At 65.2% G+C, this 21,220-nt stretch carries 20 protein-coding genes and 1 pseudogene; 4 read left to right on the forward strand and 17 right to left on the reverse strand.

Going from position 1 to position 21,220, the window contains the following annotated elements:
• Positions 1-2: 2 nt before the first annotated feature.
• The 8 genes from AU465_RS22695 to AU465_RS22730 form a co-directional block, all read right to left on the reverse strand.
• Entirely contained in the window at positions 3-791 is a 789-nt protein-coding gene (locus AU465_RS22695) for a DeoR/GlpR family DNA-binding transcription regulator (protein WP_210325206.1), read from the reverse strand.
• Positions 792-905: 114 nt separating this feature from the next.
• Positions 906-2,198 carry an NAD(P)/FAD-dependent oxidoreductase gene (locus tag AU465_RS22700; RefSeq protein WP_192253293.1) on the reverse strand — a complete coding sequence of 431 codons (1,293 nt, stop codon included), beginning with the start codon at positions 2,196-2,198 and terminating at the stop codon, positions 906-908.
• Between the two features lie 2 nt (positions 2,199-2,200).
• On the reverse strand, positions 2,201-3,577 hold the full coding sequence (locus AU465_RS22705; RefSeq protein ID WP_192253296.1) for a glutamine synthetase family protein: 1,377 nt from the start codon (positions 3,575-3,577) through the stop codon (positions 2,201-2,203).
• A 410-nt stretch (positions 3,578-3,987) separates the two neighbouring features.
• The gene (locus AU465_RS22710; protein ID WP_192253299.1) at positions 3,988-4,749 is read right to left on the reverse strand and encodes an SDR family NAD(P)-dependent oxidoreductase; all 762 of its coding nucleotides are present in this window, start codon (positions 4,747-4,749) and stop codon (positions 3,988-3,990) included.
• 11 nt (positions 4,750-4,760) lie between these two features.
• The gene (locus AU465_RS22715; RefSeq protein WP_192253302.1) at positions 4,761-5,573 is read right to left on the reverse strand and encodes an ABC transporter permease; all 813 of its coding nucleotides are present in this window, start codon (positions 5,571-5,573) and stop codon (positions 4,761-4,763) included.
• Positions 5,573-6,466, reverse strand: a complete 894-nt coding sequence (locus AU465_RS22720) for an ABC transporter permease (RefSeq protein WP_192253305.1) — start codon at positions 6,464-6,466, stop codon at positions 5,573-5,575. Before AU465_RS22720 ends, AU465_RS22715 begins: the two co-directional genes overlap by 1 nt.
• Positions 6,467-6,513: 47 nt before the next feature.
• A complete protein-coding gene (locus AU465_RS22725; RefSeq protein ID WP_192253308.1) occupies positions 6,514-7,677 on the reverse strand; it encodes an ABC transporter substrate-binding protein in 1,164 nt (387 codons plus the stop codon).
• A complete protein-coding gene (locus AU465_RS22730; RefSeq protein ID WP_192253311.1) occupies positions 7,658-8,794 on the reverse strand; it encodes an ABC transporter ATP-binding protein in 1,137 nt (378 codons plus the stop codon). Before AU465_RS22730 ends, AU465_RS22725 begins: the two co-directional genes overlap by 20 nt.
• Before the next feature lie 118 nt (positions 8,795-8,912).
• Between AU465_RS22730 and AU465_RS22735 the strand changes: the two genes are divergently transcribed.
• The 3 genes from AU465_RS22735 to AU465_RS22745 all read left to right on the forward strand — a co-directional run bounded on the left by AU465_RS22735 (position 8,913) and on the right by AU465_RS22745 (position 12,578).
• A complete protein-coding gene (locus AU465_RS22735) occupies positions 8,913-9,725 on the forward strand; it encodes a LuxR C-terminal-related transcriptional regulator (RefSeq protein ID WP_192253314.1) in 813 nt (270 codons plus the stop codon).
• A 335-nt stretch (positions 9,726-10,060) separates the two neighbouring features.
• Positions 10,061-10,759 (forward strand): GntR family transcriptional regulator, encoded by a 699-nt coding sequence (locus tag AU465_RS22740; RefSeq protein WP_192253317.1) that lies wholly within the window; start codon positions 10,061-10,063, stop codon positions 10,757-10,759.
• A 463-nt stretch (positions 10,760-11,222) separates the two neighbouring features.
• The gene (locus AU465_RS22745; protein ID WP_192253320.1) at positions 11,223-12,578 is read left to right on the forward strand and encodes a glutamine synthetase family protein; all 1,356 of its coding nucleotides are present in this window, start codon (positions 11,223-11,225) and stop codon (positions 12,576-12,578) included.
• 20 nt (positions 12,579-12,598) lie between these two features.
• Here the strand turns inward: AU465_RS22745 and AU465_RS22750 are convergent, their stop codons facing one another.
• The 8 genes from AU465_RS22750 to AU465_RS35970 all read right to left on the reverse strand — a co-directional run bounded on the left by AU465_RS22750 (position 12,599) and on the right by AU465_RS35970 (position 20,214).
• Complete coding sequence (locus AU465_RS22750) at positions 12,599-13,588, reverse strand: ABC transporter permease (RefSeq protein WP_192253323.1); 990 nt, start codon at positions 13,586-13,588, stop codon at positions 12,599-12,601.
• Positions 13,585-15,105, reverse strand: coding sequence for a sugar ABC transporter ATP-binding protein (locus AU465_RS22755; RefSeq protein WP_192253326.1), 1,521 nt, complete (start codon positions 15,103-15,105; stop codon positions 13,585-13,587). Before AU465_RS22755 ends, AU465_RS22750 begins: the two co-directional genes overlap by 4 nt.
• 49 nt (positions 15,106-15,154) lie before the next feature.
• Complete coding sequence (locus AU465_RS22760) at positions 15,155-16,147, reverse strand: substrate-binding domain-containing protein (protein ID WP_246506327.1); 993 nt, start codon at positions 16,145-16,147, stop codon at positions 15,155-15,157.
• A gap of 82 nt (positions 16,148-16,229) precedes the next feature.
• A complete protein-coding gene (locus AU465_RS22765; RefSeq protein ID WP_192253329.1) occupies positions 16,230-17,006 on the reverse strand; it encodes an SDR family oxidoreductase in 777 nt (258 codons plus the stop codon).
• Positions 17,007-17,008: 2 nt separating this feature from the next.
• Positions 17,009-18,172 carry a galactonate dehydratase gene (gene dgoD, locus AU465_RS22770; protein WP_312891302.1) on the reverse strand — a complete coding sequence of 388 codons (1,164 nt, stop codon included), beginning with the start codon at positions 18,170-18,172 and terminating at the stop codon, positions 17,009-17,011.
• Between the two features lie 88 nt (positions 18,173-18,260).
• Positions 18,261-19,004 (reverse strand): FadR/GntR family transcriptional regulator, encoded by a 744-nt coding sequence (locus tag AU465_RS22775; RefSeq protein ID WP_192253335.1) that lies wholly within the window; start codon positions 19,002-19,004, stop codon positions 18,261-18,263.
• A gap of 140 nt (positions 19,005-19,144) precedes the next feature.
• Positions 19,145-19,786: a ThuA domain-containing protein gene (locus AU465_RS22780; RefSeq protein WP_192253338.1), complete on the reverse strand. Its 642-nt coding sequence runs from the start codon at positions 19,784-19,786 to the stop codon at positions 19,145-19,147.
• A gap of 236 nt (positions 19,787-20,022) precedes the next feature.
• The gene (locus AU465_RS35970) at positions 20,023-20,214 is read right to left on the reverse strand and encodes a hypothetical protein (protein ID WP_210325207.1); all 192 of its coding nucleotides are present in this window, start codon (positions 20,212-20,214) and stop codon (positions 20,023-20,025) included.
• Here AU465_RS35970 and AU465_RS22785 point away from each other — a divergent pair.
• Positions 20,213-20,914, forward strand: coding sequence for an NmrA family NAD(P)-binding protein (locus tag AU465_RS22785; protein ID WP_210325208.1), 702 nt, complete (start codon positions 20,213-20,215; stop codon positions 20,912-20,914). The genes AU465_RS35970 and AU465_RS22785 overlap by 2 nt on opposite strands.
• Positions 20,915-20,933: 19 nt before the next feature.
• Here the strand turns inward: AU465_RS22785 and AU465_RS37850 are convergent.
• Positions 20,934-21,197, reverse strand: a pseudogene (locus tag AU465_RS37850) (hypothetical protein); the annotation flags it as partial.
• Between the last annotated feature and the right edge of the window lie 23 nt (positions 21,198-21,220).

Here is a 21,220-nt window from a genome sequence, read left to right on the forward strand (position 1 = left end):
ATTTAGCTTTCGGTGAAGACGTGCAATTCCGCGCCCGCTTCGTCGATCGCGGCGCGCAGTTCCGTCGCCGGCTCGCTGTCGGTGACAACGTCGGAAACCTCGCTCAAAGCGCAGATGCGTTCGAGGCTGCCGCGGCCGAATTTGTCGTTGGTGACGACCAGCATCGTCGACAGCGAGCGCGCCATCATCGCGCGTTTCACCGCCACCGCACCCGAGACCATGTCGCTCGGCCCCTCGGCGTTCACGGCCGATGCACCGATGATGGCGACATCGGCATTGTAGCGGCGCACGAATTCGACGGTGTCCTCGCCGAGCACGCTGGCCTCACGGCTGTCATAGGTACCGGGGCAAAGGATGACACGGAAGCTGGGATTGGCGCCGGCAACCGAGGCGACGCCGACTGAATTGGTGATGACGGTCAGATCCCGCCTGAGCTGGGCAATGCTGCGCGCCACCTCGTAGGTCGTCGAGCCGCCGTCGATCATCACGATCCGGCCATTTTCGACCAGGCCCGCGGCACCCCGCCCGATGCGGGCGCGTTCCTCGACCAGCAGCAGGCCGCGCTCCGCGATAACCGGTTCCGACGTCATCAGCGAGATCGTCGCGCCACCATAGGTGCGGTTGATCAGCCCCGCCTCGCCAAGTTCGATCAGGTCGCGGCGGATGGTCTCGCCGGCAACCCCGATGCGGCGGGCGAGCTTCGAGATGCGGATCGATGCAGAGCGCCGGACCTCCGACAGGATCAGCTCATGTCGCTCCTTCTTCGTAAGCCGGCCGGGCTCGATGTTCATCGCTTCTCCTTGCTGCGGGCCCGCGAGCATTGCCCAAACGACAAACGCCGGCCGCGCCGCGGATTCGTCCCCGGCGTGAAGACATTAGCCACGCCGGGGCCGCGAAAGCCAGATTCAATGCCTTAGGCGATCGCGCATCGCGTACCAAAGCATGCCGAGCACATAGAGCGGGCCGCGCAGCGCCGTGCCGCCCGGGAACGGCAGCGGCGTGAGCGTCGAGAACAGGTCGAGCCGGGAGGAATCGCCGGTGATCGCTTCCGCGAGGAGCTTGCCCGACAGCGTCGACAGGATGACGCCCTTGCCCGAATAGCCATGCGCGAAATAGACCTCGCCATAATGCCCGACATGCGGCAGGCGCGACGTCGTCACCGACACCAGCCCGCCCCAGGCATGGTCGATGCGGCAGCCGCGCAATTGCGGAAAGGTCTTTTCCATGTGCGGGCGCACAAAGCCGGCTATGTCGGCCGGCGGCGAAGGCGTGTAGCGCTCGCCGCCGCCGAACAGCAGGCGGCCGTCCGCCGACATGCGGTAATAGTTGACCACGAAGAGCGTGTCCGAAACCGCGACATTGGACGGGATGACGTTGTGCTCGCCCAAGGGCTCGGTGGCGATGACGTAGTTGCCGACCGGCATGATGCGGCTGTTGACGCGCGGCTCCAGTCCCTTGAGCAGCGCGTCGCCTGCCAGCACCACATGGCGGGCACGGACTGAGCCCTTGTCGGTAAACACCCGGATGGACGGCTCGCGCTCGAGGCGCACCGCAACCGAGTTCTCGTGGACAATGACGCCGGCGCCGACTGCGGCGCGCGCGAGGCCCAGCGTGTAGTTCAGCGGGTGCATGTGGCCGCCGAGCTTCTCGAAGACCGCGCCCTGAAAAGGCGTATCGACCATCTGCCGCGCCTGCGCCGCCGACAGGATTTCCACATCCGAGAAGTTCATCACCTTGGCGAGGCATTTGGCCTCTTCCTCGAAGTCGCGCATGTCGGAGCCGTTGACCGCGCCGACCAGATGACCGGTCAGCCGCAAGTCGCACTCGATGCCATGGCGCTCGATGATGTCGAGCACCAGCCCGCGCGCCTCGAAGGCAAGATCGAACAGCGCCTTCGCCCGTTCCGGACCGAACGCCTTGACCAAACCTTTGGCGCCCTTGCGCAGACCCGGGATCATCTGGCCGCCATTGCGCCCGGAGGCTCCCCAGCCGATCTTGCCGCCTTCGAGCAGCACCACTTTCAGGCCGCGCTCGGCCGCGTGGAACGCCGCCGACAGACCGGTGCAGCCGCCGCCAACGACCACCAGATCGGCTTCGACATCGCCGATGAGCGCCGGATGGTCCGGCGCCGGATTGGCGGTAGCGACATAGTAGGATTTGCCGATGTCCAGACCGGAATTGAAACCCGTGGAAGCCATGGTCACACCTTGAGCAGGAGATGGTCGCGTTCCCACGACGTCACCACGGTCTGGAACAGGTCGAGCTCGACACTCTTCACCCGCAGATAGGTCTGGAAGAAATCCTCGCCGAGCAGCGCCCGCACCGGCTCGCAGGCGGCGAAGCGGTCGAGTGCTTCCTCCATGGTTTTCGGCAGCGTGCTCTGGCTGCGATAGGCATTGCCGAAGGCTTCCGCCGAGCGGGCCAGCTTCTCCTCGACGCCGAGATAGCCGGCGATCAGCGAGCCGGCCATGGCGAGGTACGGATTGGCGTCGGCGCCGGGCAACCGGTTCTCGACCCGCCGCGCCGCGCGCCCGCCCATCGGCACGCGCAGGCCGCAGGAGCGGTTGTCATGCGACCATTCGATATTGGCGGGCGCGCTGTGGCCTGGCCGGATGCGGCGATACGAATTCACGTTGGGCGCAAACAGCGGCATGATTTCAGGAACGTATTTCTGCAGGCCGCCGATGAAGTGGGAGAACATTTCCGTATCGTCGCCGTCTTTGCCAGCAAACAAGGGCTCGCCGCCCTCGTTGACGATCGACATGTGCAGGTGCATCGAGCTGCCGGCCTGCGCCGCGATCGGCTTGGCCATGAAGGTGGCGTGCATGCCGCTCGCCTGCGCCGCCTGCCGCGCCAGGCGCTTGAACAACAGCACCTTGTCGGCCAGCGCCAGCGGATCGCCGTGCAGGAAGTTGATCTCGAGCTGCGCCGTGCCGGATTCATGGATCAGCGTGTCGAGCGGCAGGCCGGCTATGGCAGCATGTTCGTAGAGCCGCCGCGTCACCTCTTCGAATTCCTCCAACGCCTGCATGTCGTAGGGATGCTGCACGCCTTCCGGCCGGCCGTTGCGCCCGACCGGCGCGGTCAGCGGCCGATCCGGATCGGGATTTGGCGCCGTAAGATAGAATTCGAGCTCCGGCGCCATAACCGCGCGCCAGCCACGCCGGCGGTAGAGGTCGAGCGCGGCCCGCAGCACATGGCGCGGCGAAGCCATCCAGGGCCGGTCGTCCATGTGGAACGTGTCGGCAAAGACATAGGCCCTGCCGGCGCCGCCGCCGGGCGCCAGGCAGAGCGTCGACAGGTCCGGCACCATGCGCATGTCGGGGTCCTGATAGGCGAACCCTTCGTCGATGGAGCCGGAATAGCGGCCGTCGATGGCGACCAGGAAGGCGCTACTCGGCAGGTAGAGCGCGCGGTCCTCGACCGACTTCAGGAACTTCGCCGCCGGCAACGCCTTGCCGCGCAGCACGCCGTTGACGTCGGGCACGAGGCACTCGACCTCCTTTATTCCATGCGTCGTCAGCCAGCTTTGCGGATCGGCGCCGCTGGAGAGTGAAAAGTCTTGTTTGTCAGGCATCGGTCATGTCCGTGCGAAGGAGAAATCGCTTCGGCGGGCACGTCCGTTTCGGTTTGAGCGTTGAGTAGCCTACGTTATCTGAATGACGGACGCCCGCCTGATGGCCGGCCCGCAGGCCGGATCGAGCGCACCGCATACCCCCTCGGTCCAGCCGTCGCGAACGACATGCGAACCGACCTTAGTCTCCTCCGCGCGTTGCAGGTTCTCGTGCCGGCAGCAGCGCATGATCAGTGATACCTCGCCGAAGCGCGGTTTCTTGCGACCGAAATTGAAACCGGCCGAGAGCGGGAGAGCCTTTTTGCCAGTTGCACGGCAAGCCTCATCGAGGAACCTGGCCTATGGTTTGACCGATCGTTGCTTTCGGCGCAAGCCCGCTTCACGAACAGCCTCATCGCGCCTCGGGCCGGCGCTCAGCCGATGCTCTCGCCGCCGTCGACCACCAGCGCCTGGCCGGTCATGAAGGAGGAGCGGTCGGACACGAGGAACAGGATGGCTTCGGCGACCTCCTGCGCGCTCGCCCAGCGCCCCATCGGGATCTTAGTCCGGACATAGCTTTCGATCGCGTCCCGCCCGCCCATCTGGGCGATAAAGGGCTCGTTGAACGGCGTGTCGACCCAGCCCGGGCAGAGCGCGTTGATGCGAACATTGTGCCTGGCATAGTCGAGCGACATCTGCCTGGTCATCGCCACCACGGCGTGCTTCGACGTGGCGTAGGCGATCATCTCGCGGTCGTAGAAGACGCCGGAATTCGAGGCGGTGTTGAGGATGACGCCGCCGCCCTGCGCGATCATCGAAGGCATGACGGTCTTCGCCGCGAGGAACTGCGCCCGCACATTGATCCGCCACGAGGCGTCCATGCCGTCGGTGCTGACTTCCGTCAGCGTGCCGCCGACCTGGATGCCGGCATGGCTGTGCAGGATGTCGATCCGCCCGTGCTTGCTGAGCGTTCCCGCGATTAAGCCCTCGACCGCTGTATCGTCGCCGACATCGGTGGCGACCGCTTCGGCACGGCCGCCGGCTTCGCGGATGCCGGACGCCGTGACCTCGCCTGCCGCCGGGTCGCGGTCGGCGATCACCACGACAGCCCCTTCTCGCGCCATGATCATGGCGCCGGCGCGCCCGATGCCCGACCCGGCGCCCGTTACCACGGCGATGCGATCTCTCAGAATCATGGACTTGTCTTTCAAGGCGATGGTTTTCGTCGGCCGAGCTGCCATTGCGCGAGCAGGACGAGCAGGACCGACGCGGCGAGCACGATCGTCGCGATGGCGTTGATCTCCGGCGTCACGCCGCGCCGGATCGAGGCAAAGACGTAGATCGGCAGCGTCGTCTGCGCGCCGGCGACGAAGAAGGCGATGATGAAGTCGTCGAAGGAGAAGGTGAAGGCGAGCAGGAAGCCGGCGATCACCGCCGGCATGATCTGCGGCAGCACGATCGAGCGGAATGTCGTCAGCGGCGTGGCATAGAGATCGCTCGACGCCTCGACCAGGTTGCGGTCGAGACTGCTGAGCCGCGTGCCGACGATCATCGTCACCAGCGCCATCGAGAACAGGCCATGCGCGGCGATGATCGAGCCGTAGCCGAGCGCAAGACGCGGCGGCTGGTCGGTCGGCCACAGCGAGGCGAGGAACGGATTGACGACGACGAAGAGCTGTACCAGCGCGACCAGCGTCGAGATGCCGATGACGACGCCCGGAACGACGATCGCGGCACCCAGCAGCGCATCGAAAACCGCCCGCGCCGGCGCGCCGACGCGCTGCAGCCCGAGCGCCGCGGCCGTGCCGCAGAAGGCCGCAAGGAGCGCGCTGGTAGTGGCGATGAACAGGCTGTTCTTCAGCGCCTCGACCAGGAACGGGTTCGACAGCGCCTTGCCGTACCATTGCACCGAAAAGCCGGTGAACTCGCTGGCATGGTGACCAGCATTGAAGGAGAACAGCACGACCAGCGCAATCGGCAGATAGAGGAAGCCAAAGACGGCGACGACGAAGGCGCGCATCAGATCAGATCCACCCTGCGTGCGCCCGAGAGCCGGGTCGAGATGCGGTTGGCGACGATCAGCACCACCACCGAGACCGCCACCAGCGTGATCGCGATGGCCGATCCGAACGGCCAGTTGCGCGATTGCAGGAAGAGGTCGACCAGCGCGTTGCCGATGAAGAACACCTTGCCGCCGCCGAGCAGCGTCGGGATCAGGTATTCACCGAGCAAAAGGATCATCACCAGCGAGAAGCCGGTCATCACGCCGGGCAGCGACAGCCTGAGCGTCACGCCGAGGAAGGTAGACACTGGCGTCGCGCCGAGATCGGCGGAAGCCTCCAGCAGCCGGCGATCGAGCCGTTCCAGGCTGACATAGATCGGCAGGATCATCAGCGGCAGGTAGCCGTAGACGATGCCGAGCAGCACCGCGCCCGACGTGTTGATCAGCCTGAGATCCTCGATGCCGACGTAGGCGAGCAGGGCCGGAATGCCGCGCCCGCCCAGAATGTACATCCAGGCATAGGTGCGCATCAGAAGGCTGGTCCAGAACGGGATGACGATCAGCGCAAGCAGGATCAGCCGCCAGCGCTGCGGCGCGCGCAGCGCTAGATAGTAGGCGACCGGATAGGCGACGAGCAGGCAGGCGAGCGCGCCGGCCGGCGCCAGCACCATCGTGTTCCAGAAGGCGGTCGCCCGCGCCGGCAAGTTGGCATATTGCGCGAAGGTGAGCGCGGCCTGATAGCCGCCCTCGGGCGCCCGCTCGCCGACGCTGAAGATGGCGATGGCGACGAAGGGCAAGACCAGAAAGACGACAAGCCACAGCGTCGCCGGAGCGAGCAGCAATGCGGTCAGGAGATTTCTGCGAAGGAGATTGCCGCGCATCGAAAAAGCCGCTTCGGTCCCGGCGGGCATCTGCCCGCCGGTCGCATCGTCTGGGTCGTGTTTGTGGCCGGTGCCGCTCAAGCCGACTTAAAGCGCGCCATCAGTTCGGCGCGGCCCGGATCGGTCAGCGTCGCGGCGGCGCCGAACTCGAGCGGCTTCAATAGATCGGCGGCCGGGTAGAGGATCGGATTGTCCAGCACCTCCTTCGGCAGCAGCGCGTTGACGCGCGCGTCGGTCGAGGGCGCGCCATTGGCCAGATGCTCCTTCACCGCGACCTTCGGGTTCATCAGGTAGTTGAGCAGCGCGTAGCCGGCCGGCTTGTTCGGCGCATCCTTTGGGATGGCGTAGAAGTCGGTCCAGATCTCGCCGCCTTCCTTGCCGAGCACATAGGCGATCTCGGGAATGTCGCGGTGGAGCTGCGCGCCGTCATTGGTCCAGCACATCGTCATCCAGGCGTCGCCGGCGCGCATTCCCGGCTGATAGTCGCTCGACACCGCGAACAGATGCGGCTTGACCTTGAGCAGCAGTTCCTCGGCCTTGGCGAGCTCGTCCTGCTTCAGCGAGTTGAACGAGTAGCCGTAATATTTCAGCGCGTTGCCGATCGTCGTCAGCTGGTAGTCATGCACCATGGTGCGGCCGTCGCCTTCGGCCATGGCCGTATCCCAGAACTCCTTCCAGCTCGACATCGGCTTGGCAAGCTTCTTGGTGTTGACCGCGAAGCCGGTCGTGCCCCAGTTCTTCGGCACGGCGTAGATCGTCCCGTCGATCGTGCCTTCGGCCGTGAAGCGCGCGTCTTCCTTGGTGCCGTCGAAATTGCCGAGCTTGGCCATATCCAAGGGCTCGATGATGCCGAGCTTCTTGTAAGTCGAGATCGTGTAGTTGGTCGGCACGAACAGGCTCCAGCCCGAGCCGCCGGCCTGCAGCTTGGCCAGCATCTCCTCGTTTGAGCCGAAGACGTTGACCTCGACAGCGACGCCGGTCTCGGCCTTGAAATTCTCGAACGTCGCCGGGTCGTGGTAGTTCGGCCAGGTGGCGATCGACATGCGGTCGCCGAGGTTCTCGGCGGCATAGGCCGGCGTCGGCATGATGCCGAGCTCGCGCGCCATGACGGCGGTTGCCACACCAAGGCCGGTGAGGCCGAGGAAGTCACGCCGGCTGATCGAGCCGCGCTTCATGCGCATCAACTGGTCGACGAATTTTTCAGGGCTTATCGGCAGTCCGTCACGATACGATTTCGACATGGTGGTCTTCCCTCTGGTTGGTCCCGTTGTTCTTGGAGGTCGGAAACGCCAGCGGCGCTCCGGCGGCAAAGCCGATGGCGACGGGTTCGCCCGGCTTGAAAAGATTGCCCTGGCCGATCAGGTGATCGGCCTTGGCGAGCAGTGATCCGATACCCTGAACCTCGATCGCGTATTCCGCGGTCGAGCCCAGGAAAATCCGGTTACGGACGATACCCTGCAGGCTGCCGCTTCCGGGTGCTGTGAGGCTGAGCGATTCCGGCCGCAGGCTGACGGATACAGCCTCGCCCCGGCTAAGCGGCACCCGCTTGCGCGCCGAAATCACCGTGCCGTCGGCAAGCGCGACATCGACGCGGTCGCCGGAGAGCCCGGCCACCTTGCCGCTCAAGAGATTGGTCTTGCCAACGAAATCCGCGACGAACAGGTCCGCCGGCTCGTCATAGATCTCGCTCGGCTGGCCGAGCTGGACGATACGGCCGCCATTCATGACGCAGACGAAGTCGCTCATCGACAGCGCTTCCTCCTGGTCGTGGGTGACCAGCACGAAGGTGATGCCGATCTCGCGCTGCAGGTTCTGCAGCTCGATCTGCATGTCGGTGCGCAGCTTCTTGTCGAGCGCCGCCAGCGGCTCGTCGAGAAGCAGCACTGCCGGCTTGTTGACCAGCGCGCGGGCGAGCGCGACGCGCTGCTGCTGGCCGCCGGAAAGCTCGTGGATCTTACGGCGTCCGTAGCCGGCGAGCTGCACCATGGCCAACGCCTCGACCGCCTTCAGGCTGATCTCGCGTGACGTGAGGCGCGGCCTCGCCTGGCGCAGCCCGTAGGAGATGTTGTCCTCGACATCGAGATGCGGGAACAGGGCGTACTGCTGGAACACCATGTTGACCGGGCGCCGATAGGGCGGCGTGCCGGCCATGTCGCGGCCGCGGATCAGCACGTGGCCTTCGCTCGGCTGCTCGAAGCCTCCGATCATGCGCAGGCACGTCGTCTTGCCGCAGCCGGACGGTCCGAGCAGCGCGACGAATGCCGAAGGCGGGATGGCAAGATCGATGCCGCTGACCGCCGTGACGGCGCCGTAGCGCTTGGTGACCGCGCGAAACTCGATATCAGGCACTGCAGTCAAGCCACGGGCTCCAGCGACAGCGTGAGGCAATGTCGTGACGCTAGCAGAGCCAATGGTGCCTAGTATATACCTCGCGGGTGGTATATTTAGCTGATTTTACCATTTAGAGGGGTATGAATTGGCCGCCTCCCGCAGTGACCACTACAACGCGCTCGCCGCCGTGATCGCCGCGACGCGGGAGACCAGCGGCGATCATTTCGGCAGGGCGATCGTCGCCTGGCTGCGCGGACAGGTCCGCTTCGATCACTGCGTGATCTTTGGCTATCGGGGTGCTGCGCGGCCGCCGTTGCTGTTCGAGACCTTCTCTTCGGCGGAGAGCCACATCTTCGTCGCGCTCTATCAGGAAGGCCCCTACCTGCTCGACCCCTTCCATCACGCCGCGGTCGAACGCAAAGAAGGTTTCTGGCGGATGCGCGAACTTGCGCCCGACCGCTTCTATGCCAGCGAATACTACCGTTCCTACTACAGCCAGACCCGGCTCGCCGAGGAGGTCGGCTTCTTCGTCCCGCTGGCCGGCAAGGATGCGCTCGTGCTGTCGCTGATGCGGCTGCGCGCCTCCGGGCCGTTCGGAACGGCGGACGCCAGGCTGCTGCGCGATATGGCGCCGGCGGTGATCGGCTTCTGCCGGCTGCGCTGGCCGGCTCTGCCCGCCGAAGAGGTTGCGGTCCCGCCCCCGGGTGAGACCGTCGCAACGGCCAACGAGCTGGATCGCGCGCATATCTGGAAGAGCCTGTCGCTGACCTCGCGCGAGAAACAGGTGGTCGACCTCGTGCTTCAGGGCCACTCGACGGAATCGATCGCCAGGGCGCTCAGGATCGTGCCCGGGACCGTGAAGGTTCACCGTCGCAACATCTATCGCAAGCTCAAGATCAAGTCGCAGGCCGGCCTCTTCGCGCGTTTCGTCGAAATCATCGACGCACGCATCGGATAGCAGTCTGGCCTCAGGCCAGTTCGAATTGCTCCACGGCGCGAATGATGCCGTGCAGCTCGGCCAGAGCCTTCAGCCGGTCGATCTGCGAATAGCCGGGATCGATCCTGGCATTGCCGAGTCGGCAGGCATTCGATGAACAAAACCTTGTGCCCGTGTATCGGGGTCACATAGGAAATCATGGCGCCGTTGGGTCGGTCGGCATGCGGCCTTGGCCTCCCTTGCGGCGGCGCGCGTTAACCGTCTATCGTGCGGCTCCACAACCGCCGGCCAAGTATTGCGGCGGCAGATTGAGTGACGAAACGGATTTCAGGGACGGACGAAGTAGCGCATAGCCAATGGCCGACAAAACACAATTCGGACTGACTGCCCTCGACACAGTACCCCTGCATGAGAAGGTCTATCTGGAACTGGTGCGGGCGCTGATGTCGGGTCAGCTCCAGCCGGGCCAGAAGCTGACTTCGCGCAAGCTCGCCAAGGAGCTCGGCACCAGCGACATGCCGGTGCGCAGCGCCTTCATGCGGCTGCAGGCGCTCAGGGCGCTGAGCCCGATGCCGAACGGCAGCGTCGAGGTGCCGATGATCTCGGCAGATCGTTTCCAGCAGCTGACCGATGTGCGGACGGTCCTGGAAGGCACGGCCACCGAGCTCGCGACAAAATTTATCAATGGCAACAACCTGCGCGCCATCCGGCGTCATTGCGCCGAGCTCACCCAGGCCGCCCGCAGTGGCGACATCGACGACTATCTGCGCAAGAACCATGACTTCAAGTTCTCGATCTACCGCCACTGCGGCAACGAGCAGATGATCTTCCTGATCGAGACGGTATGGATGCAGGTCGGACCTTTCCTCCGCAACCTGCGCATCGGCTTCGAGGACGACCTCGCCGGCATCCTCGGCATCGACTATCATGAGGAGGTCGTGGCGGCGATCGAGGCCCAGGACGGCGAGCGGGCCCGCGCGGCCATCGTGCGCGATATCGACGAAGGTGCGGCGCACATTCTCAAGCAGGTCAGGTTCCCGGAACTGCGGCCCTAGGAAAAGCCTTCGAGATTGGCTGAAAGCGTCCAACTTCGTCATCCCAGGGCGAAGCGGGAGCGAAGCTCCGTCGCGGAGACCCTGGGATCCATGCCGTGACCTCGAGCGTAGAATGCGGCGGAGCAAAATTCTGGAACGCAGCAGCGTCTTTGAAGTCACGGTATGGATCCTATGGTCTGCGCTGCGCCGCGTCGCTTCGCTCCTTGCTCCGCCATAGGATGACGACGGGATGAGCGTTGCGGCCAATTTCCCAAATCCCGGCTTGGCTTTCTCTCGGCTTGTCGCTATGTTGCGATCGCAGATCGCATAATATGGACCCGAAATGCCGCCCGATATCCCGGCTAGTGAATTGAAAAAATGAAGTAAACCCGCCCGGAAATCTCCAGGGCGGCCTTCACGAACTCACAAGCTGAAAATGGATATCGTAGCCGAAATGGCTACAGAAAGAACCAGGGGCTGGAAATTGGGCGATGCAGTTGCGGACGTTTTGAACTGGCTTGAAAGCAGGAGCGATATCCAGAGCCTGAGGGCGGCTGTGTGCGACCTGAACGGGATCATGCGCGGCAAGCGCATCCCGGTCGAGCAGGCGCGCAAGGCGCTCGAAGGCAAGCTGCGCATGCCCTATTCGGCGATCGGGCTCGACATCTGGGGCGAGGACATCGAAGGCAACGCGCAGGTGTTCTCGACCGGCGATGCCGACGGGCTTTGCCAGTGGACAGGACGCGGCATCCTGCCCGTCGACTGGACGGCGCATCCGACGGCCCTTCTGCCGCTCTGGCTGGCGGATGATGCCGGCGCGCCCTATCTCGGCGACCCGCGCCGCGCGCTGGCCCGCATCCTCGACCGCTATGCGGCGCTTGGCCTGACGCCTGTTACCGCCACCGAACTCGAATTCTACCTCGTCGACCCGACGTCGCATCGGCCTGTCGGCCCTGTCTCGCCGATCACTGGCCGGCGTCTCGATTCCGACGCAGCGCTGTCGATCGACGAGATCGACGATTTCGAGGCCTTTATCCACGACGTCTACGAAGCCTGCCGCATGCAGGGCATTCCCGTCGACACGGCGATCGCCGAGAACGGCGTCGGCCAGTTCGAGATCAACCTCAACCACGTCCCCGACGCCTTGCGTGCCGCGGACGACGCCGTGCTCTTCAAGCGCACCGTCAAGGGCATCGCGCGCAAGCATGGCTTTGCCGCCTGCTTCATGGCCAAGCCCTATGGCGAACGTGCCGGCAACGGGTTCCATGTCCATTTCAGCGTGCTCGACAAAGAGGGCCGCAACATCTTCGACGACGGCAGCGACCAGGGCTCCGACGCCATGCGCCACGCGGTCGGCGGCCTGCTTGCCGCCATGGCCGAAAGCACGCTGGTGTTCGCGCCGCATTTCAATTCCTACCGGCGGCTGCGGCCGCGCTCCTATGCGCCGACCGCTGTCGCCTGGGGCTACGAGAACCGCATGGTGGCGATCCGTATTCCCGGCGGTCCGTCAGCCGCGCGCCGCATCGAGCATCGCGTCTCCGGCGCCGACGCCAACCCCTATCTGGTGCTGGCGGCGATCCTGGGCGCTGCCCTGATGGGCATCGAGCGGCAACTGTCGCCCGGCGAGCCGACCGGCGGCGAGGGACAGGGGCTGCCGCTTGCCAAACTGCCCCCGGACTGGGCCTCGGCGATCGCCGCGTTCGAGACCGGCAAGTGCGTCGCCGAAATCTTCCCGGCCGTCTTGCGCGACGCCTTCATCGCCTGCAAGCGCCAGGAACTGAACACCTTTGCGCTCAACGTCAGCGACTTCGAGATCGAGACCTATCTCGAAAGTGTTTAGGCCAGACGACCCGGCACGGGCTATTCTCCCGACCGCGCCCGCTGGCGTTCCTGCACGATGACTGCCAGGATCAGCAGCGCGCCCTTGGCGAGCAGCTGGTAGAAGGTCGGCACGCTGGTCAGGATCATGCCGTTGTTGAGGACGCCGATGATCAGCACCCCGAGCATGGCGCCGACGATCGTGCCCTTGCCGCCCTGCAGCGCGCAGCCGCCGAGGATCGCGGCGGTGATGGCCTCGAGCTCCAGCCCCTGGCTGCCGGACGCCGGTTGACCCGACATCGTGCGACTGGCGAGCACCAGGCCGGCCACCGCCGCGGCAAAGCCGCTCATCGCGTAGATCGATATCTGGTAGCGGCGGATCGGGATGCCGGCGAGCCGCGCCACCGTCGGGTTGCCACCGAGCGCGTAGATGTTGCGGCCGACGACCGTCTCGCGAGTGAAGACGATGAACGCCGCCATCGCGGCGATCAGCAGCCAGATGGCGAAAGGCAGGCCGAACAGCGTGCCGATGCCAAGCGCGCGCAGGCTGTCGCCGGTGATCGGGATCGAATTGCCGTTGTTCATCAGATAAGCGAGACCGCGGAAGGCGGACATCGTTCCAAGCGTCGCGATCACCGCATTGACCGGTCCGTAGACGATGATCAGCCCGTTGACGGCGCCCGCTACAAGTCCGGCGAGCAGGCCGGCGAGGATGCCGGCCGGGATCGAGCCGGTTTCCTGGGCGACCACGGCTAGCACCATGGTGCTCAAGCCGACGATCGATCCGACCGAGATGTCGAGCCCTCCCGACACGATGACGACGGTCTGCGCCATGGCGAGGATGCCGAGGATGGTGACCGCGAGCCCGATATTGATCAGGTTGCGCGGCGTGAAGAAGACGTCGGGTCGCAGCGCGCCGAAGATCGCCAACAGCACCACCAGCGCGATGAGCAGGCTGATGTTCTGCGCGCCGATGCGGCCAAACAGGCTTGCTGGCGCGCGTTCGCGGGTGGCCGTTACGGTATCGGTCACGACACTTTCCTTTCGATCGTCTCTTTCCCCGAGCGCATGGCAAGCGCCAGTACGGCCTCTTCGCTCGCCTCCTGCCACGGGAGCTCGCCGCTGATGCGTCCGCTCTGCATGACCAGGACGCGGTCGGCCAGGCCGAGCAGCTCCGGCATTTCCGAGGAGATGAGCAGGATGGCGAGACCCTGGTCGGCCAGGCTTTCGATGAGCCTGTAGATCTCCGCCTTGGCGCCGACATCGATGCCGCGCGTCGGCTCGTCAAGGATGAGCACCGCCGGCCCGCGCGCCTGCCAGCGCGCGAAGACGACCTTCTGCTGGTTGCCGCCGGAAAGCTTGCCGACCGCCTGTTCGATCGACGGCGTCTTGACCCTGAGCTCGGCGACGTGACGGGCGACCAGCGCACGCTCGCGCCTGCGGCTGAAGAAGCCGTAGCGCGACACCTTGTCGGGCACCACCAGGCTGACATTGTCGCGCACCGCCTGCATCAACAGCAGCGCCTCCTGCTTGCGGTCCTCCGGCACCAGCCCGATGCCTGCGGCAACCGCGTCGGCCGGCTCGCGCGGTTTGTAAGGCTGGCCGCCAACCGTCATCTTTCCGGACAGCAGCGGATCGAGGCCGACGATGGCGCGCGCGACTTCCGTCCGTCCCGCGCCGACCAGTCCGCCAAGCCCGACGATCTCGCCTGCCCGCACCTCGAAGCTGATCCCCTCGACACGGCGTGTCGTGACATCTTCCAGCGCCAGCCGGACCGGTCCCAGCGCGCGCTCCCTTCGGTTGAACAGGTCGCTCACCGGCCTGCCGACCATCAGCCGCACCATGCGCTGCTCGTCAAGCGCGGCGATCGGCTCGTCGGCGACGCGGCTGCCGTCGCGCATCACCACGCAGCGATCGGCAAGCTCGATGATCTCGCGCAGCCGGTGCGAGATGTAGATCACCGCGACGCCGTCAGCCTTGAGGCGCCGGATGACGCGGAACAGCCGCTGCGCCTCGTCCTCCGTCAGGGATGACGTCGGCTCGTCGAAGGCGAGCAGCCGCGCGCCCGGCCGCAGCGCGCGCATGATCTCGATGAGCTGCCTGAGCGCCGGGCTCAGGCCATGGCAGCGCTGCCCTGGCGAAAGCACGTCGACCACGCCGAAGGTGCCAAGCAGCTCAAGGCTGCGCCGCTCCAGATCCGCGCGGTCGAGAAAAATCCCGCCGCGCGCCCTGATGTCGCCGATGAAGATGTTCTCCGCCACCGTCAGTTCCGGGATGATCTCCGGTTCCTGGTGGATGACCCGGATGCCCGAGCCATGCGCGGCGCGCGGCGAGGTAAGCTGAACCGGGTGCCCGTCGACCAGCACGCGGCCGGTATCGGGGCGATGCTCGCCTTCCAGCACGCGCATCAGCGTCGACTTGCCGGCGCCGTTCTCGCCGATCAGCGCGGTGATCTCGCCGGCATTGAAGGCAATCGACACGTCGCGCAGCGCCTGCACGGCGCCGAAGCGCTTGCTGACGTTCTCGACGGAAACGACGGGCGCGGTCATGGGCGGGCGGCTCCCTTTGAAGCCGCCCGCCGCAATACCGAAGGAAAGCCTAGGACTTGCAACCGAGCGTGTCCTTGAACTTGGCGAAGTTCTCGCCGCTGATCAGCGTGGCGTCCTGGAAATAGTCCTTTTGCATTTCCTTGCCGGTGGCCTGGTCGTAGAGCGCCTGAATCGCCGCCGCGCCATGCTTGGCGCTGTCCAGCCACATCGTGCCGCGGAAGCCCGAGGGCTTGCCGGCGCCGAAGGCCTCGCAGGAACGCGAGCCGTCGATGCCGATGCCGATGACGTTCTCCGGCTTCATGCCGGCATTCTCCGTGGCGCGCACGCCGCCGAGCACGCCGTCGTCATTGCAGGAGTAGAAGATCCACTTCTCGGCATCGGGATTGGCGGTCAGCGTCGTCGACACCACGTCGATAGAGTTGACCATGGTGTTGTCATAGGGGATCGAGACGATGCGCGACTTGATCTCCGGGATCGCCGCGACCAGCGCTTCCTCCGCGCCCTTGTTGCGGCGCATGCAGGTGTCGGCCTTCTGGTCCTCGATCGAGCCGACGCGCACCTTCGAGAGGTCCTTATCCCAGCCCTCGGCCTTGGCGATACGAGCGATCTCGGCGCCGACCTGCTTGCCGATGTTGAGCGCGTTCATGCCGACATAGGCGACCGGCGTGCCGTCGGCGAAGGCGATGTCGTCGTCGACCGCGATCAGGCCGATCTTGGCGGCCTTGGCCTTGTCGGCGACGACCGGGCCGAGCGAGCGGTCCGGCACCACCACGGCGATACCTTTCACGCCGTCGCCGACATAGGTGTCGAAGGTGGTGACGGCGAGGTTGGCGTCGAACTGGACGTCCTGGACCAGCAGATCGACGCCGAGCTCGGCGGCCTTGTCCTTGGCGCCCTTCACCTCGCGGACGAACCAGGGATGGTCGCCCATCTTGTTGATGTAGCCGAACTTCATCTTGTCCTGCGCGCCGGCGCCGTGGACCGTCAACGCGACGACGGCTGTTGCCGCAACCGCAAGGCACACCTTGATCATGCTTTTCATTGGCTTCCTCCCAATCGATCCCGGCCGGCGGGATCTGACCTGCTTGAAACATCTGCCGGCGACCGGCCGCCGGCGCGAAACCTCATTCGTGGTAGAGAACCGAGCGCCCGCCATCGATGACGATGCAGGCCGCGTTGATGAACGGCGCCTCGTCGGAGCCGAGGAAGACGGCGGTCATCGCCACCTCCTCCGGCCGGCCGATCCGGCGCGGCGGGTGCAGATCATAGGTGCGCTGGCGCTCCGCCTGCGGGTCCGGAAATGTGTTCCAGTAGTCGACCGCGATCTGCGTCTCGATGTAGCCGGGCGCAATGGCGTTCACGCGAATACCTTCGGGCGCGTACTGGATGCCGAGCGACCGCACCAGGCCGAGCAGCCCGTGCTTGGCGACCGGATAGGGAAAGGTCGACGGGATGATTGCGAAGGAGTGGCAGGAGGCGATGGCGACGACCGAGCCCTGCTTCTGAGCCCGCATCGCCGGCAGCACCGCGCGCGCCGAATACCAGACACCGTCGAGATCGACGGCAAAGCAGCGCCGCCATTCCTCTTCGGTGGTTTCCAGCGGCTCGTGGAACACGTTGATGCCGGCATTGGCGACCAGGACGTCGATGCGGCCGAAGGCGCCGAGAGCCTGTTCGGCCATCGCCTCGCAGGACCTGCTGTCGGCGACGTCTGTCTCGACGAACAGCGACCGCGCGCCGCTTTCGGCCAGCGACGCGGCGACGTTTCTTCCAGTCGCCGCATCCTTTTCCGCCACGACGATCGCGGCGCCTTCCGCCGCCATCGAACGCGCCGTCGCCTCGCCGATGCCGCGCCCGGCGCCGGTGACTATGACGACCTTGTCCTTGAGACGCCCGACCATCGTCACCAGTCCGCGATGGTGCCGTCGGCAAGCACGGCGTTGGTGGTGTGCATGACTTCAGGCTTGTACGGATGCCGGGCGGCGACCGCCTCGTCGACCTCGACGCCGAGCCCGGGCGCGTCCGGCACCTGCCAGCAGCCGTCGACCATGCGGATCGGCCCCCTCACCACCTCGAAATACCAGGGCACGGCGCCGACCATCTCCTCCTGAATCAGATGGTTGGGCGTCGAGACGGCGAAATGCAGCGCCGCCGCGCCGGCGATCGGGCCGAGTGGATTGTGCGGCGCGACGCCGACGGAGACCGCCTCGGCCATCGCCGCGATCTTCTTGGCCTCGAGCAGGCCGCCGCAATGGCAGATGTCCGGCTGCACGATGTCGACTGCCCTTGCCCGGAACAGATCGTCGAATTCGGGCCGGTCGACCAGCCGCTCGCCGGTGGCGATCGGCACGCGCGACTTGGCGGCGAGCTGCGCCAGGGCGCGGGTTTCGCCAGGCGGCAGCGGCTCCTCGATGAACATCGGCCGGTAGGGTGCCAGCGCGTCGATATAGGCGAGCGCGGTTGAAGCCGAGGCGGGACGCCCGTGGAAGTCGACCATGATCTCGACCTCGGGGCCGACCGCCTTGCGCAACGCCTCCATGAGCCGGCCGACCTTGTCGACCTCAATGAGCGGCGCATGATAGTGGCTGTAGGGAATGAAGACGGCCTTCAGCGCGCGATAGCCCCTGGCCACCACCTCGGAGGCGCGCTGCACCAGTGGCTCGGCGTCCAGCGTCTCGTAGACGGCACGCATGTCGCCGAGGCCGAGATGGGTATAGACCTTGACCCGGTCGCGCACCTTGCCGCCGGTGAGCCGCCAGACCGGCTGATCGAGCCATTTGCCAAAAATGTCCCAGAGCGCCAGCTCGATGCCGGAAACAGCCGACATGCCGATGACGCCGAGCCGCCAGAACGAGTGCTTCTTGAGGATGCGCACCGCCTGTTCGATATCGCGCGGATCGCGACCGATCAGAAGCGGCGCCAGGTCGTTGACGGCGCCGACGACAGCCTGGGTCTTCCACTCCAGCGTTGCTTCGCCCCAGCCGTAAAGGCCCGGCTGATCAGTCTCGACGCGCACGAACACCCAGTTGCGCATATCCGCGTTCACGACGCGCGTGGTGATGGCCACGATCCTCAAGCGCAACTCCTCCCAGACGCAATTAGATCATATGAAATGCGAATATCATACGATCAAAAATGGCGTCAAGGCGGAAACGTCAGCCCTTGGCGTGGAGATCGTCGGCGGCGATGTCGAGCAGCCTGTTCATGGCGGCGCGGGCGCCGGCGGTGTCGCGGATGCGGATCGCCTCCAGCACCGCGGCATGGGCGGAAAGCGCGCGCGACTGCGCTTCCATCAACGGGTTGGTGACGAGGAAAGTGGCGCGCAACGCTGCCTCCAGCATGCCGACCAGGCCCTTGAGCACGACGTTATGGCTGGCGGCGATGACGCCCTTGTGGAAGGCAAGATCCGCCTGGCAGACGGCGTTGAGGTCGCCCGGGATGTTTTCGCGCATGCCGACGACGGCGCGCTCGATCTCGGCGAGGTCGGCGGCGCTGGCGCGTCTGGCCGCCAGTTCGGCCGCCGCGGGCTCGAAGATGCGGCGCGCCTCAAGCAGGCCGGAAACCAGCTCCTCATCATCCTGGATGGACGGGTGCCAGCCGAGCACAACCGGATCGAGCAGCCGCCAGCTGTCGCGCGGCAGCACGCGCACGCCAGCGCGCCGTCTGGCCTCGACAAGGCCTTTCGCCGACAGCACCTTGACCGCTTCCCGAACCGAGGTGCGGCTGACGCCCAGCATGGCGCAGAGCTCCTCCTCGCGCGGCAGGGCAGCACCGGGAGCATAGTCGCCGCCTAGGATACGGCTGCCCAGCACGCTGACGACGGCGTTGTGCACGCTTGCCCCGCCCTGGTCGATCGAAGGCATCCAGCCGGTTGCATCCGAAGGAACGATGGTTTCCACGCAATCCTCTCCCGGCGAAAGCCGCTGCGGTCTGTTGTATGAAACGTTAGGTCTTATGTAAATCGTCTATTCATACGATGAATAGCCGCGAGACAACAAGTCGAGGTTTCCGACCGAGGAAGCAGCCGCTGGCAACGGATTCAGCGCGCCGCCCATACCAGTCCGCGGCGCAGGATCGTCCGCATCTGCGGCACCTCGAATTCCTTGGCCACGTGGCCGAGCGACGAATAAAACACGCGTCCCTTGCCATGCCGGCGCTTCCACACCACCGGCATGACGACGCCGTCGATCCACGGCGCGTATTCGCCCGAGAAGGTGGTGGTGGCCAGCACCTCGTTCGAGGGGTCGACATGCATGTAATATTGCTCGGAGCGGTAGGCGAAGTCGTCGATGCCATTCATGATCGGGTCGTCGCGCCGCAGGATATTCACCCGATAGTCGATGATGTTGCCGGGATGGGCGACCCATTGCCCGCCGCACATGAACTGGTAGTCCGTCGATTCGCGAAACGCGTCGCCCATGCCGCCATGGAAGCCGCCCAGGCCGACGCCGTTTTCGACCGCTTTGGTGAGATTGGCCTCTTCGGCCTTGGCGATCTTGGACATGGTGAAGATCGGCACGATCAGGCTGAGCTCGGCGACCGCCGGATATGCGAACGCCGCGGTCGTGTTCTCCACCCGCACGGCAAAACCTTCCTCCTCAAGCATAGCCTTGACGGCATGCGCCCCGGCCTCGGGTTCGTGCCCTTCCCAGCCGCCCCATACGATCAGCGCCTGCCGCATTTTTCTCTCCGTCAGCTTGGTTCTATTCAATCGAGAAGATTTCGGACGTCAACGCAAGTCAGCAAAAAAGACCTGAGGGGGGTTTGCCTAAGGGCACGAGCGGCTTTGCGACGACAAAACACGAACCGTCCAAACGCGACGCGCTTTTTGCGCCAACTCAGCCTGAGCAGCCTGTCGAAGCATTGGTCGAAAGATATGCTGGCGGGGAGGTGACACCCCGATCGCGGGAACCAGATTCAGTTAAGGGTCGCTGGTGGCCGAGCAGATTCGTAATCGTCACCAACTCGAAGGACATGATCATGATGATTCTCGCCTTCGGCGCTGCGGGAAATTTTGCGGGCAGTGTAATTCCCGCCCTCGCCGCGCGAGGTGCGCGCGTCCGCGCCTTCATCCGCAAGCCTGAGCAGTCCGAACTGGTACGCGGCCATGGCGCAAGTCACCATCGGCGACCTCCGCGATCGAGCAGCCTTGGACGCAGCGCTAAAGGATATGGGCGCCGTCTTCTATATCGCCCCGGCCTTCATTCCCGGCGAAGCTGATGTGGGAAAAAATGTCGTGGAGGCTGCCATCGACGCCGGCGTGCGGCGGTTCGCGTTCTCAGCCGTGATCCATCCGGTGCTCTCGGACCTCGTCAATCATGTCGCCAAAGTGCCGGTCGAGGAGGCCGTTCTTACCTCTGGCCTGGAATATACGTTCCCCCATCCGGCGCGCTACTTTCAGAACTACGCTGCATTCTGGCCGAAAGTCGTGAAGGAGGGCGTGCTTGCGGAGCCTTGGTCGTCCGAGACCCGCTTCTCACTGGTCGACTATCGCGATGTCGCCGAGGTCGCGGCAATAGCCCTGACTGAAGAGCGGCTGCTTTTTGGCACGTTCGAACTCTGCGCACCCGGGCAACTTAACCGCCTCGATGTCGCTGCCCTGATGAGCGATGTGCTGGGTCGCAAAATCAGGGAGCGTCGCGATCCCGATGTGCTCGGCGATGTTCCCCAGGGCTTGAGGGCGATGTTCGATCACTACGATCACCACGGCCTGCTCGGCAACCCACTGACACTACGTGCGATCCTGGGTCGGGAGCCACGGCGACCGAGAGCCAGGCCGTCACGCCCGCTCCCGAGCGGAAGCCCATGAGCAGGGCGATCAGCACGACCACCGCGAGCGAGATTAGACTGGCGGTCAGCGAGGTCAGTACATGCGCCCACAGCACCGACGACCGAGCGATCGGCATGGACTGGAACCGCTCGAAGATACCGCTCTTCATGTCAACGAAGAGCCGGAATGCGGTGTAGGCGGTGCCCGAAGCAACCGTGATGAGCAGAATGCCGGGCAACTGGTAATTCACGTAAGAATCCGAACCCGTGTCGATCGCGCCGCCGAAGACGTGGACGAACAGCAGCATCATGGCGATCGGCATGATGCGGTCGTGATGATGGTATC

The organism is Mesorhizobium silamurunense (assembly GCF_014843905.1).
Lineage (GTDB): Bacteria > Pseudomonadota > Alphaproteobacteria > Rhizobiales > Rhizobiaceae > Mesorhizobium > Mesorhizobium silamurunense.

Excerpts from the sequence above, each read along its gene's own strand:
- AU465_RS22695 (WP_210325206.1), bottom strand. The coding sequence starts at position 791 with ATGAACATCGAGCCCGGCCGGCTTACGAAGAAGGAGCGACATGAGCTG.
- AU465_RS22700 (WP_192253293.1), bottom strand. The coding sequence starts at position 2,198 with ATGGCTTCCACGGGTTTCAATTCCGGTCTGGACATCGGCAAATCCTAC.
- AU465_RS22705 (WP_192253296.1), bottom strand. The coding sequence starts at position 3,577 with ATGCCTGACAAACAAGACTTTTCACTCTCCAGCGGCGCCGATCCGCAA.
- AU465_RS22710 (WP_192253299.1), bottom strand. The coding sequence starts at position 4,749 with ATGATTCTGAGAGATCGCATCGCCGTGGTAACGGGCGCCGGGTCGGGC.
- AU465_RS22715 (WP_192253302.1), bottom strand. The coding sequence starts at position 5,573 with ATGCGCGCCTTCGTCGTCGCCGTCTTTGGCTTCCTCTATCTGCCGATT.
- AU465_RS22720 (WP_192253305.1), bottom strand. The coding sequence starts at position 6,466 with ATGCCCGCCGGGACCGAAGCGGCTTTTTCGATGCGCGGCAATCTCCTT.
- AU465_RS22725 (WP_192253308.1), bottom strand. The coding sequence starts at position 7,677 with ATGTCGAAATCGTATCGTGACGGACTGCCGATAAGCCCTGAAAAATTC.
- AU465_RS22740 (WP_192253317.1), top strand. The coding sequence starts at position 10,061 with ATGGCCGACAAAACACAATTCGGACTGACTGCCCTCGACACAGTACCC.
- AU465_RS22755 (WP_192253326.1), bottom strand. The coding sequence starts at position 15,105 with ATGACCGCGCCCGTCGTTTCCGTCGAGAACGTCAGCAAGCGCTTCGGC.
- AU465_RS22760 (WP_246506327.1), bottom strand. The coding sequence starts at position 16,147 with ATGAAAAGCATGATCAAGGTGTGCCTTGCGGTTGCGGCAACAGCCGTC.
- AU465_RS22765 (WP_192253329.1), bottom strand. The coding sequence starts at position 17,006 with ATGGTCGGGCGTCTCAAGGACAAGGTCGTCATAGTCACCGGCGCCGGG.
- AU465_RS22780 (WP_192253338.1), bottom strand. The coding sequence starts at position 19,786 with ATGCGGCAGGCGCTGATCGTATGGGGCGGCTGGGAAGGGCACGAACCC.
- AU465_RS22785 (WP_210325208.1), top strand. The coding sequence starts at position 20,213 with ATGGCGCAAGTCACCATCGGCGACCTCCGCGATCGAGCAGCCTTGGAC.
- AU465_RS35970 (WP_210325207.1), bottom strand. The coding sequence starts at position 20,214 with ATGGCCGCGTACCAGTTCGGACTGCTCAGGCTTGCGGATGAAGGCGCG.